This window comes from Microbacterium sp. BK668 (assembly GCF_004362195.1).
GTDB lineage: Bacteria > Actinomycetota > Actinomycetes > Actinomycetales > Microbacteriaceae > Microbacterium.
Genome location: NZ_SNWG01000004.1, coordinates 1 through 13,753 on the forward strand (window position 1 = coordinate 1; position 13,753 = coordinate 13,753).

Sequence of the window (13,753 nt, forward strand, 5' to 3'; positions counted from 1 at the left end):
GCCGCATCCGCTCTTCTTCGTATGGACTCGTTCCAGTCAGACCCCGTCGGCGCCCAGCGTGCCGAGGTAGAGGCCGATGACCTTGGGGTCGTTGAGCAGGTCGCGTCCCGTGCCCTCGTACGCGTCGCGGCCCTGGTCCAGCACGTAGCCGCGATCGCAGATCTGCAGGCAGCGACGTGCGTTCTGCTCGACCATGATCGTCGTCACGCCCGCCTTGTTGATGTCCGAGACGCGGATGAACGCGTCGTCCTGGCGAACGGGGGAGAGCCCGGCCGACGGCTCGTCGAGCAGGAGCACCGACGGGTCCATCATGAGGGCGCGCGACATCGCCACCATCTGGCGCTCCCCGCCCGAGAGCGAGCCGGCCCGCTGCTTGAGGCGCTTGCCCAGTTCGGCGAAGATGCCCGTGACGAAGTCGAGGCGTTCCCTGTAGATCTTCGGGTTCTGATAAAGCCCCATCTGGAGGTTCTCCTCGATCGACAGCGAGGGGAAGACGTTGTTCGTCTGCGGGACGAACGCGACGCCGCGGTTGACGAGCTTGTCGGCCTTCAGGCCCACGATCGACTCGCCGTTGACGGTGATGTCCCCTCCGCGCACCTTGACCAGCCCGAAGATCGACTTCAGCAGCGTCGACTTGCCGGCGCCGTTCGGGCCGATGATGCCCACGAGCTCGCCCTTGCGTGCGATGAGGTTCGCGCTGTTGATGATGTTGATGCCCGGGAGGTAGCCGGCCAGGAGGTCTTTGACCTCGACGACGATCTCGTCGGACTTCGCCGCCGGCGCGGCCGCGGCCTGAGGCATGCTCATCGGGTCTCCTTGTTCGCCTCGTCGATCGAGTGCTCCTGCTCCTCGTGGATCTCCTCGAGGAGCTCGCGCCCCTCAGCGCCGAGCTCGCCCTCGATGCGGCCGGTCACGACGCCGAGATCGACGTCCTGGTGACTGCCGAGGTACGCGTCGATGACGGCCTGATCCTCCATGACGGTGTCGGGCGGTCCCTCGGCGACGACCTTGCCCTCGGCCATGACCACGACCCAGTCGGCGATGTGGCGGACCATGTGCATGTCGTGCTCGACGAAGAGCACGGTCATCCCCAGGTCCTTGAGGTCGAGGATGTGGTCGAGGAGCGATTCGGTGAGCGCCGGGTTGACGCCCGCCATCGGCTCGTCGAGCATGACGAACGACGGATCGCTCATGAGCGCGCGCGCCATCTCGAGGAGCTTGCGCTGACCGCCGGAGAGCGAGGCGGCGAAGTCGTCGGCCTTCGCGTCGAGCTTGAAGCGGGCGAGCAGCTCGCGGGCCTTCTGCTCGTTCTCGCGCTCCTGCGTGCGCCAGAAGCCCGGCACGAAGCTCGTCCAGAACCGTTCCCCGCGCTGGCCCGTCGCTCCGAGCTTCATGTTCTCGAGCACCGTGAGCAGCGACAGCGCCTTCGTCAGCTGGAAGGTGCGGACCTGCCCCATCCGCGCCACCTTGAACGCGGGGATGCCGGACAGGCGCTTGCCGTCGAACTCCCACGTGCCCGAGTTGGGCTTGTCGAAGCCGCACAGCAGGTTGAAGAGCGTCGTCTTGCCGGCCCCGTTGGGTCCGATGAGCGCTGTGATGGCGTTCCGCGGGATCTCGAGGTGCTCGACGTCGACGGCGGTCAAGCCGCCGAAACGACGCGTCACGTTGTCGACGACCATGATCGGGTCGACCTTCGCGACGCCCGGTGTCGGCTCGCCCTTGGCGAGCCCGGTCGTCTTGGGACGACGGACGCTTCCCGTCACGGGTGCAGGTTCCGACGCCGGCGCGGCGGTCGGCACCGCGGCCGGCGCCGCCGGCTCGTGGCTCGGCACCGCTTCGCGGGCGACGTCGGGCGGGGTGGGGTCCTCGTGCGGGCGGGGCGCCGAGGCATCCCGATCCGGGCCCGGCGTCAGGCCGTCGTTGCTGGGGGTGCTGTTACTTGACAAAGGTCATCTCCCTCTTGTCGCCGAGGATGCCCTGGGGACGGAAGATCACAAGGAGCATGAGCGCGACACCGACGAGGATGAAGCGCAGCGTGCCCGCCTGGATGTCGCTGATCGGCAGGATGCCGGCGGTCGCGAGGTCCGGGAGCAGGTTGCCGAGCAGAGCCATCACGAGCCAGAAGATCACGGCGCCCAGCGACGGACCCAGGATCGTGGCGGCACCGCCGAGGAGCAGACAGGTCCACACGAAGAACGTGAGGGCCGTCGTGTAGCTCGACGGGACGACCGCCGAGGGCAGGACGTAGACGATGCCGCCGAGGGCGCCGATGACACCACCGACGACGAGGGCCTGCATCTTGTAGGCGAAGACGTTCTTGCCGAGCGATCGGACGGCGTCCTCGTCCTCGCGGATGCCCTTGAGCACGCGGCCCCAGGGGCTGCGCATGAGCGACCACACCAGCAGGATCGACAGGCCGAGCAGGATGAGGCCGAACAGGCGCACCCAGAGGCCGACTTCGTTGAACGTCCACGGGCCGAAGCCGTAGGTGCCGGGCGGGAAGGGGTTCGCCGCCCGGAAGCTGTCGTGGTACCCGCCCAGGCCGTCGGCCGAGTTCGTCCACTCGTCGAACACCTGCGTCGTGAACAGCAGGCGCACGATCTCGGCCGCGGCGATGGTGACGATGGCGAGGTAGTCGGCCCGCAGACGCAGGGTCGGGATGCCGAGCAGGACGGCGAACAGCGCCGCCATGATCATGCCGACGATCATGCCGAGCCACCACGGGGCGCCGAAGCTCAGGATCGAGATCGCGTAGCCGTAGCTGCCGAGGGCCATGAAGCCGGCCATACCGAAGTTGAGCAGGCCCGCGAAGCCGAAGTGCACGGCCAGGCCGGTGGCCGCGAGCGCGTACGCGATCGTGACCGGGCTGATCAGGTAGCCCAGCGTGTTGCCGAAGATGGATCCCCAATCCATGGCTAGCCCAACCTCTCTTTTCGTCCGAGCAGACCTTGAGGTCTGATCAGCAGAATCAGGATCAGCACGACGAGCGCCCCGGCGTACTTGAGGTCGGACGGGATCCACAGCGTCGACATCTCGACCACGATGCCGACGATGAGCGAGCCGAGGAGGGCGCCGAACGCCGTCCCCAGACCGCCGAGCGTGATCGCCGCGAAGATCAGCAGCAGCATCTGCGTGCCCATGTCCCACCGCACACCCGGCCGGAAGTACGCCCACAGGATGCCGGACAGGGCGGCGAGCGCACCGGCGAGGATCCAGACGATGCGGATGACGCGGTCGACGTTGATGCCCGACGCCGAGGCCAGCTGCGGGTTGTCCGAGATCGCGCGCGTCGCCTTGCCGATGCGGGTGCCGAGGAGGAAGTACGCCACTCCGAGGATCACGACGATCGAGACGCCCATGCTGATCAGGTCGATGTACGACAGCGAGATCGGGCCGATCTGGATGGGCTGCGGGCTCGCGCCGGGCAGCTGGTACGTCGCTCCGCCGATGAAGAACTGGAAGGTGTACCTCAGTGCGAGGGACAGGCCGATGCTCACGATCATGAGCTGGACGACGCCGAGCCCTCTTCGCCGGAGTGGTCGCCACAGCCCGGCATCGAGCGCGAGTCCCAGGAGCCCGCCGGCGACGATCGCGAGGGCGATGCCGAGCCAGAACGGCAGGCTCCAGAACGACGTGAACACCAGGGCTGCGACGGCACCCCACGTCACCATCTCGCCGTGGGCGAAGTTCGACAGGCCCGTCGTGCCGAAGATGAGCGCCGCGCCCATCGCCGCGAGGGCGAGCAGGAGGCCGAAGTTGAGGCCGTTCACGAAGCGGACGAGCAGCTGATCGGCGAAGGACTGCGTCTGGCGCTCGCCCTCGCCGAGGAACAGGTTGATGATCGCGGTGTTGGTCAGACCGAAGGATGCCTCGAACGACGCGGTCGTGCCCTGCACCGGCTCGAGCGTTTCGGGGAGCTGTGCGGGGTCGACGATGACGCCCTCCGGAAGCGTCTCCTCGTCGACGGTGATGACGTAGTCCTCCTTCTCGGGGACGTACAGGCGCCAGCGGCCCTCGGCATCCGTCACCGTCTCTCCGTCGAAGCCGTTGCCCGAGATCGAGATCACGACATCGGGGACGGGGTCGCCCTCGAACTCGATACGGCCGCCGAAGTAGTAGTCGGTCGCCTCTTGATCACCGCCGGGCGTATCGGGTGCTTCCGCCGCGAAGGCGCTCGCCGGCGATGAGAAGAAGACCATCGCAGCTGCCAGCAGCGCAGCCGCGACGACAACCACCCAGCGCATCGAACGCCCCGCGGTCACAGTCGTAGGACCCACAAAACCTCCCGTCCGGCACAGCGCACCGAAGCTTCCGGGTCGCATCGGCCGTGATGAACGACGGTACGAGCGTAATGTGTCGCGCGTGTTTCGCGCACGAAGCGCCCGGACTCTCGCGCGATCGGCGCCCTGCCGGTGCCCCGCGGGGCCTGCTCTCGGGAATGTTTCCCAGGCTCCGCCGCTTAGAATCGAGTACGGCGCGCCCTGCGCACCGGCCGTCGTCGTCCACCCCGAGCAACGCGCGAGCCACGCGCAGGAGAACCATGGAGCACAACGACCCCTTCGGCTTCGTCGGACTCACGTACGACGACGTCCTGCTGCTGCCCGGGCACACCGACGTCATCCCGAGTGAGGCCGACACGTCGTCTCGTGTGACGCGGCGGATCACCGTCGCCACTCCTCTGCTCTCGGCCGCGATGGACACCGTCACCGAGGCGCGCCTGGCCATCGCCATCGCGCGCGAGGGCGGGATCGGCATCATCCACCGCAACCTGTCCATCGAGGAGCAGGCGGCGATGGTGGATCGCGTCAAGCGCAGCGAGTCCGGCATGATCACCGACCCCATCACGACGACGCCCGAGGCCACGATCGAGGAGGTCGACGCGCTGTGCGCGCAGTACCGCATCTCGGGACTGCCCGTCATCGACGAGGACAACCACCTCGTGGGGATCGTGACGAACCGCGACATGCGGTTCGTGTCGGGCTTCGAGCGGCAGACCACGAAGGTCCGCGACGTCATGACGACCGAGAACCTCGTGACGGGGCGCGTCGGCATCAGCGCCGGCGAGGTCATCGCCCTCTTCGCGCAGCACCGCGTCGAGAAGCTGCCCCTCATCGACGAGGACGGCACGCTCGCGGGCCTCATCACCATCAAGGACTTCGACAAGAGCGAGAAGTACCCCCTCGCCACCAAGGACGAGCACGGCCGCCTCCGCGTCGGCGCCGCCATCGGCTTCTTCGGCGACGCCTGGCAGCGCGCCGAGGCGCTGCGTGACGCGGGGGTCGACGTCATCGTCGTCGACACCGCGAACGGGCAGTCGGCCGGCGTCCTCGACATGGTCCGCCGCCTCAAGGGCGACCCGTCGTTCTCCCACATCGACGTCATCGGCGGCAATGTCGCCACGCGCGAGGGCGCCCAGGCGCTCGTGGACGCGGGGGTGGATGCTGTCAAGGTCGGCGTCGGCCCCGGCTCCATCTGCACCACGCGCGTCGTCGCCGGTGTGGGTGTGCCGCAGGTGACCGCGATCTATGAGGCCTCCCTCGCCGCGCGCGAAGCGGGCGTCCCCGTCATCGCCGACGGCGGTCTGCAGTACTCGGGCGACATCGCCAAGGCGCTCGTCGCCGGTGCCGACACCGTCATGCTCGGCTCGCTCCTCGCCGGCACCGACGAGTCGCCGGGTGAGATCGTCTTCCAGGGCGGCAAGCAGTTCAAGCAGTACCGCGGCATGGGCTCGCTCGGTGCGCTGCAGACGCGCGGCAAGAAGACCTCGTACTCGAAGGACCGGTACTTCCAGGCGGACGTCCCGAGCGACGACAAGCTCATCCCCGAGGGCATCGAGGGACAGGTCGCGTACCGCGGCCCCGTGTCGGCGGTCGCCTACCAGCTGGTCGGGGGCCTGCGTCAGTCGATGTTCTACGTCGGCGCGCGCACCATCGACGAGCTGAAGGCCAAGGGCAAGTTCGTCCGCATCACCGCCGCAGGACTCAAGGAGTCGCACCCGCACGACGTGCAGATTGTCGTCGAGGCACCGAACTACAAGCGCTGAGCGGCCTCGCCTCCTGCGGCGACTTCGGAGATTCGCGCGAGATTCGGACTTCTCGTGCGTTCCGGTCCGAACTTCGTGCACACCTCCGAGCTTCGTCGAGGGATGCCTCGGCGCCGTCTCCTCGACAGGAGCCGCGGTGCGGCATCCATCCACGGATCGGACGCCGACGGTGGAGGGGGCCGTCCCGCCCGGCCCAAGATCGCGGGATGGTGGACGCTGCAGGAATAGGCGCGTGGCTGGCCGCCCGGGACGGGATCGCGCACCGCGAGGCGCTCGTCCGCGCCGGGATCCCCGTCACCCGCATACGGGCATTCGTGCGGACGGGGTCGGCGGAGCTGATCCGGCGAGCCTGGATCGCGCTGCCGACGGCCGATCCCGGCCTCGTCCTCGCGGCGCGGGCCGGTGGCCGTGTGTCATGCGTCTCGCTGGCGCGCCGGCGCGGGTGGTGGATGCCTCCGGCCATCGACTCCCGCCCGCACCTGCATCTCGATCCTCGCGCCGGGTCCGCTCGTCTCGGGCAGGACTGGGAGGGGGTCCTGCACTGGACGCAGCCGATCGCCCCCTCGCCCGGACGTGTTCTTGTCGGCACCATCGAAGACGCGCTTGCGCACATCGCCGTGTGCCAGCCACCCGAGGTCGCCCGACTGCTGTGGGAGTCGGCGGCCCGCACCGAGCGGCTGGCTCCTGAGTACCTCCGATCAGTCCAGTGGCGGCGGCCGGTCGCCCGTGAGCTGGCGCAGGAGGTCACCGGCCTTTCCGACTCCGGCCTGGAGACGCTCGTCGTCGCGCCGCTCGCCCGCTGGGGCATCCGGGTGCGGCAGCAGGTCAAGATCGCGGGGCATCTCGTCGATCTGCTCATCGGGGAGCGTCTGGTGCTGCAGATCGACGGGTTCGAGTTCCACTCGACGAGCGCGGCGCGCACCCGCGACCTCGCACAGGATGCAGAGCTCAGGCTCCGCGGCTACACCGTCCTCCGATTCAGCTACGCCCAGATCGTCCATGACTGGCCGGCCGTCGAGGCGATCATCCGCCGCGCGCTCGCCGCGGGGTTGCACGCGGCCGGCTGAGCTCCGCCATCCAGACGCGAACTCCGGAGCTGCGCACGAGGTTCGGAGTTTCCCGGTCCGTCGGTCCGAACTTCGTCCGATTCTCCGAGGTTCGTAAGGGGCAACGGCGGCCGCCCTCGCTAGCCTGAGGGCATGGCGAGGGTGCAGCCGGCACGGACGTTCTCGACGACGCGCGTCGAGGCCTTCACCGACGGCGTCTTCGCGATCGCCGCGACGCTGCTCGTGCTCGACCTCACGACGAACGCGTTCGGGCGGATCGGCAGCGACGCCGAGATGTGGGAAGCGCTCGCCGACATGCGCGACAGCTTCCTGGCGTTCGTCATCAGCTTCGGTCTGCTCAGCATGATGTGGGTCATCCATCTGCAGCAGTGGCGCGAGATCGCCCGCGTCGACGGCGGGCTGCTCTGGCTGAACAACGTCCGCCTGCTGTTCATCGTGCTGATCCCGTTCACGACAAGCCTCGTCGCCGAGTACTCGGAGTTCTACGCGGGACGGATGCTGCTTCCCATCAACTTCTTCTTCGCGGCCCTGCTCGGCTTCCTGTCGTTCCTATGGGCCTCGGCCCGCGACGGACATCTGCTCCGCGACGAGGCGAAGGACGACGCCCACGCGGAGGGTCTGGCGGGGCTGAGCGCCGTGATCTGCGCGGCGGTCGCCGTCGTCCTCGCGCCGTGGGTCGGATCCTGGGGCTTTCTCGCGTTCGTCTTCAACGAGCCCCTGACACGCGTGCTCCAGCGCCGCTCACGGACGCGGGTCACGCCCGGAGACTGAGGCGGCGCGTCTCCGGGGCGGGTACGGGCAGAGCCCCGACACGTCGGGGCCCTGCTCGGTGATCGTCGGCGGAGCGCGGTCAGGCCCCGACGAGCTCCTTGTCGGGGTCGACCGTCCCCACACCTTCCCTGGGAAGCGCCGAGGACGCGGGGCTCGTGGCCGAGGCATCCGCCCGGTCCGTCTCCTCACGCGCGGCGCGGCCCGAGGGGAGCCACAGCGCCGCCAGCGCGGCCACGAAGAGCACGGCCGCTCCCGTGAGCACGGCGGGTCGGGCCGCGTCGACGTAGAGGTCGGGCTGCAGCGCGCCGCCCGCGCCGACGAAGACCGCGGTCATGACGGCGGTGCCGAGGGCGAGGCCGATCTCGCGGACCGTGGAGTTCACGCCCGACGCCTTGGCGTGATCGACCACGCCGAGCGTCGTGAGGAGAGCGGTGGCCGAGGGCGCGAAGACAAGGCCCATGCCGACGCCGGCGAGGATGAACGGCGCGATGAGCTGGACGTAGTCGAGGGTCGCCGACATCGTCAGCCCGATCCAGGCCAGCGCCACGCCCTGCAGCACGAGGCCCAGGATCATGAGAAGGCGCGTGCCGACGCGGGGTGCGATGATCCCCGCGATCGGGGCGACGAACATGGGCGCGAGCGTCCACGGCGTCGTCTGCACAGCCGCCTCGAGCGGCGTCGAGCCCTGCACGACCTGCATGTACTGGATGAGGATGAAGACGGCGCCGAACGTGCCGAAGCTGAACCCGAATCCGACGACGTTCGTGAGCGTGAACGACCGGTCGCGGAAGAGACGCAGTGGAACGAGCGGTGAGCTCGCCCGGAGCTGCCAGAGCACGAATGCGACGAGGAGCGCCGCGCCGACCGCGATCTCGGCGATCACGCCGGCCGACGACCATCCGTCGTCGTTGCCGCGGACGATGGCGTGCACGAGGGCGAGGACGCCGACCGCTGCCAGCACGGCGCCGACGACGTCGACCCGGGCGCGGGCGCCGAAATCGTTGTTGAGCGCGAAGAAGGCGAAGGGGATGGCGACGATCGCGACGGGGATGTTGATCCAGAAGATGGCCTGCCAGTTCCACCCCTCCATGACGGCTCCGCCGACGAGGGGGCCGACCGCGACGCCGAGGCCCGAGATGCCGCCCCAGATCCCGATCGCGAGAGGTCGGCGCTCCGGCGCCACCCCGCCCGAGATGAGAGCGAGGGAGAGCGGCATCACGCCCGCGCCGCCGAAGCCCTGCAGCGCCCGCGCCGCGATGAGCTGCGCAGGATCGGTGCTGAGCGCGGCGAGCACCGACCCGACGCCGAAGATCATGATGCCCGCGATGAAGACCGTACGACGCCCGAACCGGTCGCCCAGCGCCGAGGCCACGAGGATGGCGCTCGCGAACGCGAGCGTGTAGGCGTTGACGAACCACTGCAGCTGCTCGACGCTCGCCCCGAGCTCGGTGTGGAGCACGGGGAGGGCGTTGGTCATCACGAGGTTGTCGAGGGTCGCCATGAACATGGGGACGGATGCCGCTGCGACGACGAGCCCGAAGGCGCGTCTGCGTGGCGGGGCGGGGGTGAGCACGGCGGTCACGGAAGGCTCCTTCGAATGAGTTGTAATCGAATGATTACTTCGGTTGCCCTGACAATGTAGTAATCGACTGATAACATGTCAACCATGAGTCCGGATCATCAGGTGACTGCGTCACGACGGGAGACCACGGCCCGGCGGATGAGCTCCGAGGAGCGTCGGGAGCAGATCATCCAAGCCGCCATCGCCGTGTTCGGCGCCCGCGGGTACGAGGGCACGACGACGGATGACGTCGCGCGCACGGCGGGCGTCAGCCAGCCCTACGTCGTCCGCCTCTTCGGGTCGAAGGAGAGCCTGTTCCTGGCCGCGATGCAGGAGTCGCTGGACGAGCTGATGCGGGTGTTCCGGGAGGCGCTGGAGGAGGAGGGGTCCGACCGACCCGTCTCGAAGCGGATCGGCCAGGCGTACGTCGACCTCCTGACCGTGCGCGGGCTGCACCAGACCCTTTCGCACGCGTGGCTGCTGGGCGGCCACCCCGTCATCGGTCCCGCCGCCCGCCGCGGATTCGCGGCCGTCTGGCGGTTCTTCCGGGAGGAGGCGGGCCTCGACGCCGAGGAGGCCCGCATGTTCCTCGCCGAGGGGATGCTCATCAACGTCATGATCGGCATGCGCCTCGTCGACGACTACGGGTCCGACCCGAGCATCACCGAGCTGTTCCGCACGTGCTTTCCGACGGAGCTGCCGCACATCCTCGACGTCGCACCGCGCGGAGACGAGCCCTGGTGACCCTGGTCGGCTGAGCGGGGGCGGGCGTATCGTCGGGGGCATGTGCCGCAGCATCCACACCCTCCACAACTTCGAGCCGGCCGCGACCAGCGAGGAAGTGCACGCCGCCGCGCTCCAGTACGTCCGCAAGATCGCGGGCACGACGAAGCCGTCGAAGGCGAATGCGGAGGCCTTCGAGCGCGCCGTGCACGAGATCGAGCACATCACGCAGCATCTCCTCGACGACCTCGTCGCGACGGTGCCGCCGAAGAACCGCGAGCAGGAGGCGGCGAAGGCGCGCGATCGCGCGGTGCGCTCGGGCCGCTACGCCGCTCCTGCGGCCTGACCCCGCCCCGCCCGGCGCCGCCGCGCCGCCGCGGCTCGGCGCGACCCCGCCCGGCGCCCCTTCTTCCCGCGAGTCGAGCTTCCGGGGGCGAGTCGAGCCCGGGTGGAGCTCGACTCGACCCCCGGACCTCGACTCTTCACGCTCCGGTGGGCCACGCCGACGGGGTAGGCTGGTCGGCTCCGCGCTCGCCGGGGCGGACGGAGGGACACGTGGGGCACATCGACGTCAACGGCGTCTCGCTCGCGCTGCCCGACGGGCGTCAGCTGCTCGACGACGTGTCGTTCCGCGTCGGCGCGGGGTCGACGACGGCGCTCATCGGCGCCAACGGCGCCGGCAAGACCACGCTCCTGCGGATGATCCGCGGCGAGGTCCCGCCCGATCAGGGATCCATCTCGATCGGCGGCGGCCTCGGCGTCATGGACCAGTTCATCGGCCACGGCGGCGCCGACCAGACCGTGCACGATCTGCTGGTCGAGGTCGCGCCCGCCCGCATCGCCGCGGCCGCGCGGCGGCTCGAGGCGGCCGAGAACGCCCTGATCGAGCACGACGACCTCGAGGCGCAGATGGCGTACGCGACCGCGCTCGCCGACTACGCCGAGGCCGGCGGCTACGAGCACGAGACGGTCTGGGACACCTGCACGATCGCCGCGCTCGGCATCCCGTACTCCCGTGCCCGGTTCCGCGACCTCTCGACCCTCTCGGGCGGCGAGCAGAAGCGTCTCGCGCTCGAGGCGCTGCTTCGCGGCCCCGACGAGGTGCTGCTGCTCGACGAGCCCGACAACTACCTCGACGTCCCGGGCAAGCGCTGGCTCGAGGAGCGCCTGCGCGAGACGCCGAAGACCGTGCTCCTCGTCTCGCACGACCGCGAGCTGCTCGCCCGTGGCGCCGACCGCATCGTGACGCTCGAAGCGAGCCCCGCCGGCAGCTCCGCCTGGGTGCACGGCGGCGGCTTCGCGACGTATCACCGAGCACGCGAGGAGCGGATGCTGCGCCTCGACGAGCTGCGCCGCCGCTGGGACGAGCAGCACGCCAAGCTCAAGGCGCTCGTCGCCGACCTCAAGGTCAAGGCCGCCGCCAACGACGGCTTCGCGTCGCGGTACCGCGCGGCCCAGACCCGGCTGCGCCGCTTCGAGGACGCCGGCCCGCCCGAGGAGCGGCCGCCCGAGCAGGAGCTCGCGCTGCGCCTGCGCGGATCCCGGACGGGAAAGCGCGCCGTCGTGGCGGAGCGTCTGGAGCTCACCGGCCTCATGCAGCCCTTCGACCTCGAGGTGTGGTTCGGCGACCGCGTGGCGGTCCTCGGGTCCAACGGATCGGGCAAATCGCACTTCCTCCGGCTCCTCGCCCGCGGCGGCACCGACCCCGATGCGCGGCTCGGCCACGTGACGACCGTCGGGGCGGGTCTGGAACCCGTGCCGCACTCGGGCCGGGCTATCCTCGGCGCGCGGGTCGTGCCCGGCTGGTTCGCGCAGACCCACCGGCATCCCGAGTTCTCCGGCCGCACCCTTCTCGACATCCTGCATCGCGGCGATGCCGAGAGGTCCGGCATGCCTCGGGATGCGGCGAGCTCCGCCCTCGACCGCTACGGGCTCGTCCGCCAGGCGGAGCAGGCGTTCGACACGCTCTCGGGCGGCCAGCAGGCCCGCTTCCAGATCCTGCTGCTGGAGCTCTCGGGCGCGACGCTGCTGCTCCTGGACGAGCCGACGGACAATCTCGACCTCGTCTCCGCCGAGGCGCTCGAGGAGGCGCTCGCGCGGTTCGAGGGGACGGTCGTGAGCGTCACGCACGACCGGTGGTTCGCACGGTCGTTCGACCGGTTCCTCGTCTTCGGCGCAGACGGCCGCGTACGGGAGGCGCCGGAACCGGTGTGGGACGAGGGCCGAGTGGCGCGCGCCCGCTGACGCCGCCCGCGCAGGCCGAGGCCGCCCGCAGGCTCGGCGCGTTCCGTCTCGCTTCGCTCGCTCGACGACCGGTGCATCGGTCGCCGAGCAGACTCGCTCCGCTGGCTCGACGACCGTGGATCAGAGGCGTGGAAAGGGTCACCGGTAGGCTGGGACCGTGAGCATGGACATCGAGCTCGGCCGCGCCAAGCGCGCCCGTCGGGCGTACGCGTTCGACGACATCGCGGTGGTGCCCTCGCGCCGCACCCGCAATCCCGAGGATGTCTCGACCGCCTGGTCGATCGACGCGTTCCAGTTCGCCATCCCGGTGCTCGGCGCTCCGATGGACTCGGTCATGAGTCCGCGCACGGCCATCATGCTCGGCCAGCTCGGCGGGCTCGGCGTGCTGGACCTCGAGGGCCTGTGGACCCGGTACGACGACCCCGAGCCGCTCCTCGCGGAGATCGCCTCGCTCTCCGACGAGGCGGCGACCGCGCGCATGCAGGAGCTGTACTCCGAGCCGATCAAGCCCGAGCTCGTGCGCGATCGTCTCGCCGAGATCCGCGACGCCGGGGTCACCGTCGCGGGCGCCCTGACGCCGCAGCGCACGCAGGAGCTATACGAGACGGTCGTCGCCGCCGGCGTCGACCTCTTCGTGATCCGCGGCACCACGGTCTCGGCCGAGCACGTCTCGTCGGTCGACCAGCCGCTGAACCTCAAGAAGTTCATCTACGACCTCGACGTCCCCGTCATCGTCGGCGGTGCCGCCACCTACACGGCGGCGCTGCACCTCATGCGCACGGGTGCCGCCGGCGTGCTCGTCGGGTTCGGCGGAGGCGCAGCATCCACCACCCGTGCCACTCTCGGCGTGCACGCACCCATGGCGACGGCCGTCGCCGACGTCGCCGGCGCCCGCCGCGACTACCTCGACGAGTCGGGCGGGCGGTACGTCCACGTCATCGCCGACGGCGGAGTCGGCACCTCGGGCGACATCGTCAAGGCGCTCGCGATGGGCGCCGACGCCGTCATGCTCGGTGTCGCGCTCGCGCGGGCGACGGATGCCCCGGGCCAGGGCTTCCATTGGGGACCCGAGGCGCACCACGCCAAGCTCCCGCGGGGTCACCGCATGAGGGTCGACCAGCTCGTGAACCTCGAGTCGGTGCTCTACGGACCGGCGCCCGTCGCCGACGGCACGGCGAACCTCATCGGCGCGCTTCGCAAGTCCATGGCAACGACCGGCTACTCCGACCTCAAGGAGTTCCAGCGCGTCGAGGTCGTCGTGGCGCCCTACAGCGGCGGATGACGGACCCCACGCCCCCACACCGGTCGTCGAGCGAGCGCAGCGAGACGAAACGCCACGAGCTC

General features: G+C 70.0%; 12 protein-coding genes. 7 read left to right on the plus strand and 5 right to left on the minus strand.

What is annotated here, in order from left to right; all coding sequences use genetic code 11:
* Positions 1–36 precede the first annotated feature (36 nt).
* The 4 genes from EV279_RS16340 to EV279_RS16355 all read right to left on the minus strand — a co-directional run bounded on the left by EV279_RS16340 (position 37) and on the right by EV279_RS16355 (position 4,244).
* Positions 37–801 carry an ABC transporter ATP-binding protein gene (locus EV279_RS16340; RefSeq protein ID WP_133546081.1) on the minus strand — a complete coding sequence of 255 codons (765 nt, stop codon included), beginning with the start codon at positions 799–801 and terminating at the stop codon, positions 37–39.
* 2 nt (positions 802–803) lie between these two features.
* The gene (locus tag EV279_RS16345) at positions 804–1,679 is read right to left on the minus strand and encodes an ABC transporter ATP-binding protein (RefSeq protein WP_208109594.1); all 876 of its coding nucleotides are present in this window, start codon (positions 1,677–1,679) and stop codon (positions 804–806) included.
* 256 nt (positions 1,680–1,935) lie between these two features.
* A complete protein-coding gene (locus tag EV279_RS16350) occupies positions 1,936–2,913 on the minus strand; it encodes a branched-chain amino acid ABC transporter permease (RefSeq protein ID WP_133545956.1) in 978 nt (325 codons plus the stop codon).
* 2 nt (positions 2,914–2,915) lie between these two features.
* Complete coding sequence (locus tag EV279_RS16355) at positions 2,916–4,244, minus strand: branched-chain amino acid ABC transporter permease (RefSeq protein ID WP_208109593.1); 1,329 nt, start codon at positions 4,242–4,244, stop codon at positions 2,916–2,918.
* Between the two features lie 296 nt (positions 4,245–4,540).
* On the opposite strand from EV279_RS16355, the gene guaB reads away from it, so the two are divergent.
* From guaB to EV279_RS16370, 3 genes are all read left to right on the plus strand, one after another.
* Complete coding sequence (gene guaB / locus EV279_RS16360; RefSeq protein WP_133545958.1) at positions 4,541–6,043, plus strand: IMP dehydrogenase; 1,503 nt, start codon at positions 4,541–4,543, stop codon at positions 6,041–6,043.
* A 206-nt stretch (positions 6,044–6,249) separates the two neighbouring features.
* Positions 6,250–7,110 carry a DUF559 domain-containing protein gene (locus EV279_RS16365; protein WP_133545960.1) on the plus strand — a complete coding sequence of 287 codons (861 nt, stop codon included), beginning with the start codon at positions 6,250–6,252 and terminating at the stop codon, positions 7,108–7,110.
* A gap of 132 nt (positions 7,111–7,242) precedes the next feature.
* Positions 7,243–7,881 (plus strand): TMEM175 family protein, encoded by a 639-nt coding sequence (locus EV279_RS16370; RefSeq protein WP_133545962.1) that lies wholly within the window; start codon positions 7,243–7,245, stop codon positions 7,879–7,881.
* A 79-nt stretch (positions 7,882–7,960) separates the two neighbouring features.
* Here EV279_RS16370 and EV279_RS16375 read toward each other — a convergent pair whose 3' ends face one another.
* Positions 7,961–9,463: a DHA2 family efflux MFS transporter permease subunit gene (locus EV279_RS16375; RefSeq protein WP_243728661.1), complete on the minus strand. Its 1,503-nt coding sequence runs from the start codon at positions 9,461–9,463 to the stop codon at positions 7,961–7,963.
* Positions 9,464–9,601: 138 nt separating this feature from the next.
* Here EV279_RS16375 and EV279_RS16380 point away from each other — a divergent pair, with 138 nt between their 5' ends.
* The 4 genes from EV279_RS16380 (at position 9,602) to EV279_RS16395 (ending at position 13,691) form a co-directional block, all read left to right on the plus strand.
* Positions 9,602–10,186: a TetR/AcrR family transcriptional regulator gene (locus EV279_RS16380; protein ID WP_243728662.1), complete on the plus strand. Its 585-nt coding sequence runs from the start codon at positions 9,602–9,604 to the stop codon at positions 10,184–10,186.
* A gap of 40 nt (positions 10,187–10,226) precedes the next feature.
* On the plus strand, positions 10,227–10,511 hold the full coding sequence (locus EV279_RS16385; RefSeq protein WP_133545964.1) for a DUF2277 domain-containing protein: 285 nt from the start codon (positions 10,227–10,229) through the stop codon (positions 10,509–10,511).
* A gap of 209 nt (positions 10,512–10,720) precedes the next feature.
* Entirely contained in the window at positions 10,721–12,409 is a 1,689-nt protein-coding gene (locus tag EV279_RS16390; RefSeq protein WP_133545966.1) for an ATP-binding cassette domain-containing protein, read from the plus strand.
* Positions 12,410–12,572: 163 nt separating this feature from the next.
* Complete coding sequence (locus EV279_RS16395; protein ID WP_133546089.1) at positions 12,573–13,691, plus strand: GuaB3 family IMP dehydrogenase-related protein; 1,119 nt, start codon at positions 12,573–12,575, stop codon at positions 13,689–13,691.
* Positions 13,692–13,753 lie beyond the last annotated feature (62 nt).

Coding starts and splice junctions, on each gene's coding strand:
- EV279_RS16365 (WP_133545960.1), top strand. CDS start 6,250: ATGGTGGACGCTGCAGGAATAGGCGCGTGGCTGGCCGCCCGGGACGGG.
- EV279_RS16395 (WP_133546089.1), top strand. CDS start 12,573: ATGGACATCGAGCTCGGCCGCGCCAAGCGCGCCCGTCGGGCGTACGCG.
- EV279_RS16385 (WP_133545964.1), top strand. CDS start 10,227: ATGTGCCGCAGCATCCACACCCTCCACAACTTCGAGCCGGCCGCGACC.
- EV279_RS16380 (WP_243728662.1), top strand. CDS start 9,602: ATGAGCTCCGAGGAGCGTCGGGAGCAGATCATCCAAGCCGCCATCGCC.
- EV279_RS16370 (WP_133545962.1), top strand. CDS start 7,243: ATGGCGAGGGTGCAGCCGGCACGGACGTTCTCGACGACGCGCGTCGAG.
- EV279_RS16340 (WP_133546081.1), bottom strand. CDS start 801: ATGCCTCAGGCCGCGGCCGCGCCGGCGGCGAAGTCCGACGAGATCGTC.
- guaB (WP_133545958.1), top strand. CDS start 4,541: ATGGAGCACAACGACCCCTTCGGCTTCGTCGGACTCACGTACGACGAC.
- EV279_RS16350 (WP_133545956.1), bottom strand. CDS start 2,913: ATGGATTGGGGATCCATCTTCGGCAACACGCTGGGCTACCTGATCAGC.
- EV279_RS16345 (WP_208109594.1), bottom strand. CDS start 1,679: ATGGTCGTCGACAACGTGACGCGTCGTTTCGGCGGCTTGACCGCCGTC.
- EV279_RS16355 (WP_208109593.1), bottom strand. CDS start 4,244: ATGCGCTGGGTGGTTGTCGTCGCGGCTGCGCTGCTGGCAGCTGCGATG.